Raw genomic sequence first — 3,723 nt, forward strand, 5'->3', positions numbered from 1 at the left:
GAAAAAACCTGCCCGTAGCACTGGTTATGGTGATTTCAAATTACACTGAAGCAGCTTGTAGATTCCAGACCTCTTTCTCCTTTGGAGAGGGGCCGGGGATGAACGAGTGATGAGGGGACTGCGGTGTTGTGGAAACTAAGCCGAAAACTAGTTCCATTACTGCTTCAACGGACGGGAAGCCTGGGGATCTTCTCCTCAGAGCAGAAATCAGGGCGCCAGGTTCGTTTTCTGCGCCGCTTCCGCTTTACCCGTATTGGGGGGCGGTTTGTCGGGATCGCCCTGTTGGTAAGTATTGCTGCTTTCAACACCGGCAACAATCCCCTGTATTTGTTGCTGGGAATGCTGCTCAGCCTTATTCTCATCAGTGGTACCCTCTCTGATCTTACCCTCAAAGATCTGGAGGTCAGCCGGCAGTTGCCTAGCCGCATTTTCGCTGGCCAGCCTGTCTTAGTGGGTCTCACGCTGGTCAATCGCAAACGGCGCCTGCCCAGCTTCTCGTTGCAGGTGAGCGAACGCATTGAGGGGCTGAGGCGGGAAGATTGGCCTTCCAGCTATGTTTTGCGGGTGGATCCCGGTGCCAAGGTGGACACTTTTTATCAGCATACTTTTTCAAAGCGGGGAGTCTGGCAGTTGCAAGGTTTTGAAGTTGCCACCAGTTTTCCATTTGAACTCTTCCGCAAGGCGGTAGAGATTAGGGATCCCCAAACGGTGATCGTGTTTCCGCGGCTCGCCCCGGTTCAAGGATTGGCGCTGTGGGATCAGCTCAGCAGCGGCAACCAATTGCGCCCCCAGCCTGGTCGAGAGGGAGACTACCTGAGCTTACGGCCCTACCGACCCCACGACGATGTGCGTTCTGTCCACTGGAAGATCTCGGCCAAACGGGACCAACTGATCGTGCGGGAGTTGGAGCGTCCACGAGCCCAGGCCATCACCCTCTGTTTTGAAAACCGCTGGCAGCCCCAGAAAGAGAGGCCCGAGATCCATCGAGACAAGTTGGAGCGAGCTGTAGAGCGCTGTGCCGGGATCCTCTTCTACTTGATGCGAGAAGGTTACCCGGTAGCACTTGTTACGTTACAAGAGCGGACTCCTTTTGGGTCAGACCTGGCCCATCAAGATCACCTGCTGACCGTGTTGGCACGACTTACTTTTGTCGGGGATCCCCAGCTCAGCCCTCCACTGGAAAGAGAACCTGATCCCTCTGTCAAGTTTGACCTCACCCCTCAAGATCGCTGTGTGCTGCTGGCCCATCCCGACCAGGATGGAAAATCTGCCCCGGCCCATCTCATCCACACGGGATCGCTGTTGCAATTTATCCCAATTGAGTGAGCTTCAGGCCCATTTTGATAGCAGGATCCATCTGAGATTGTTTGGAAAGCTTGGGCGCAGATCCTTGCAAAGCTTTAGGTTAAACTGCTGAAGAAGTGGTGGTTCACTGCTCCAACTTTTGTCGCAATTCTGGAATGGCCCGCCGCATTTGTCGATAGCCCTCCTGAATAATCGGATCTGCTTGATGAAAATCGAAGATCCCATACTGGCTCAGCTTGGGTTGTAAGAGCAAATCCGGCGGATGTTCGGCTAAAACACTGCGGGTAACGATTTGCTCCATCACGTTCAACGTCTTGCCAATAACGTCGAAAATATTGGGACCAGAGGGCTCATCTGGAAACCATTGGCTAATTTTTTCTTGGATCCCTTGTTGTAGGGATTGATAGCGTTTGCGAATGCGGGTGATGAAGTTGGTTTCTTCTTCGATCACTTCTCCTTCAGCATTCAAGCGCTGTCGCCGTTGAAGGGTTTCTTCCACCTCTGTTTCTTCCAGTTGCGACTCCACATCCGCGGGATCCACATGGTTGAGATTGACCGCGATGACAACATCGGCCCCCATCTCCCGCACCACTCGCACCGGCACCGGATTGACAATGCCTCCATCTCCGAGATAGCGCCCTTCGTGGTGAAAGGGAGTGAAAATTCCTGGGATAGAGATGCTGGCCCGCACGGCATCTGCCATTTTACCCGAACGCAACAGCACCTCCTGGCCTGTGATCAAGTCGGTAGCCACACAGCAAAAGGGGATCCCGGCCTCTTCAATACACAGCTCTTGCAAATGTTCTGTCAGCAGCTCATAAATTTTGTTGCCATCCAGCAGGCCACAGGTGGGAAAGACCACATCAAACAAAGACAAAATCATCTTCCAGTTAAGATCTCGCACAAAGTCTTCCAGCTCATCCAGTTCTCCTGCTGCATAAATGGCTCCCACAAAAGCGCCAATGCTCGTCCCGGCAATATAATCAATGGGGATCCCGGCCTGCTCTAGAGCCCGAATTACGCCAATATGAGCCCATCCCCTGGCTCCGCCGCTGCCCAGTGCCAATCCCAGTTTTTTGCCCATGATTGCTCCCTCAAAAAGAGACCCAAAAGACCTCAAGAATCCTAAACCTTGCTCCCTCTAACAATTAGGTACCTGCCCTTTCCCGCAGATCGGAAGGCAGATAACTGCGTTCCCCTAAGATTTCCAGAAGGGGGCCATAGCGGTCGAACTTGACCACGCTGACCGAGGCGGCCAAAACCTCAATGCGATCCCGGTAGCGACCCAGGTCAATGCCCAGCAGGCTGCAGAGAATGACCCGAATGGTGGCCTTGTGGGAGACGATCAAGACGTGGCCGCCTGTCCATTTTTCCTGGATCTCGGCCACAACCGGCATGGCCCGATTGGCAATTTGCACGGCGGTTTCGCCCCCCGGAGGGGCGTTCCAGGCCGGCTCGGTCATCCAGCGCCAATAGGCTTCTGGGTAGGCTTCTTGCGCCTCAGCGTGGGTTTTGCCCTCCCACTCGCCGTAGTGAATTTCTCTTAGGCCCTCTCGAATCTGCATCTGCAAGCCAACTTTCTCGGCCAGGGGGCTTAGGGTAGCCAAGGCGCGCCGCATTGGGCTGACGTAGAGAGCTTGCCAAGGGATCCCAGCATAGGCTGCGGCAAAGGCTTCTGCCATTTGTTTGCCTTCGGGGGTGAGGTCGGGATCGAGAGCGCCGCAAAAGCTGCCGGAACGGCTGTAGGGGGTTTCTCCGTGTCTAAGGAGGTAAAGTCTCAGGCTCATGGGAAATATGCTTATGGGAGCGAACTTTGCCACTCTAGCTGCCCAACTTTAAGCTCTCCTTATCCCCCCTCGGGGCGGTGGTTGGTGGTGGGGATGTAGATGCGGCTGCCCGCCCACTGCAATTTTTCCCGCAGAGTGCGAAAGTAGGAGAGATCTTTTTCCAGGATCATCAGCTTGGCCGGTGTAGGCGCTTGCTGAATGTGAACCCACTGGCCGGGATTCACCGACTGAGCCAACACGCCATCTGTCCACAGGCGGGTCAACCCTTCGGGATCGGCAAGAGGCCAAATGTCCACCCTGGCTGTGCCGCTGATGACAATAGGACGGCTAGACAAACTCAGGGGACAAATAGGGGTGATGATGATGGCATCGAGGGTGGGCTCGAGGATGGGGCCATTGGCTGCCAGAGTGTAAGAGGTGGATCCCGTCGGTGTGGCCACCAGCACGCCATCCCCGTGGTACTGATCCAAAATCTCTCCGTTGACCTCGATCTCCATGATCGCGGCAGGCAGCCGTTCTCGGTTGATTGGCTTCAGGCAGATCTCATTGAGGGCATAGTAGACTTCGCTGGCCGGACGGCCTTGCGACTTTCCCCCTCCACGGGCGGCCAAGGGATCCCCTTGCCCCAACT

General features: G+C 55.2%; 3 protein-coding genes and 1 pseudogene. 1 reads left to right on the forward strand and 3 read right to left on the reverse strand.

The features are described 5' to 3' along the window. Window positions 1–282: 282 nt before the first annotated feature. Window positions 283–1,326, forward strand: a complete 1,044-nt coding sequence (locus tag NW819_RS04400; RefSeq protein WP_414413005.1) for a DUF58 domain-containing protein — start codon at window positions 283–285, stop codon at window positions 1,324–1,326. Between the two features lie 103 nt (window positions 1,327–1,429). Here the strand turns inward: NW819_RS04400 and NW819_RS04405 are convergent, their stop codons facing one another. The 3 genes and pseudogenes from NW819_RS04405 to ppnK all read right to left on the reverse strand — a co-directional run. Further along, the gene (locus tag NW819_RS04405) at window positions 1,430–2,389 is read right to left on the reverse strand and encodes a patatin family protein (RefSeq protein WP_414357628.1); all 960 of its coding nucleotides are present in this window, start codon (window positions 2,387–2,389) and stop codon (window positions 1,430–1,432) included. A gap of 64 nt (window positions 2,390–2,453) precedes the next feature. After that, complete coding sequence (locus NW819_RS04410; RefSeq protein ID WP_414390208.1) at window positions 2,454–3,092, reverse strand: histidine phosphatase family protein; 639 nt, start codon at window positions 3,090–3,092, stop codon at window positions 2,454–2,456. Window positions 3,093–3,151: 59 nt separating this feature from the next. Then, window positions 3,152–3,723, reverse strand: a pseudogene (gene ppnK, locus NW819_RS04415) (NAD(+) kinase); the annotation flags it as partial.

Origin of the sequence: Synechococcus sp. R8-2 (genome assembly GCF_047461715.1) — a bacterium.
Lineage (GTDB): Bacteria > Cyanobacteriota > Cyanobacteriia > Thermostichales > Thermostichaceae > Thermostichus.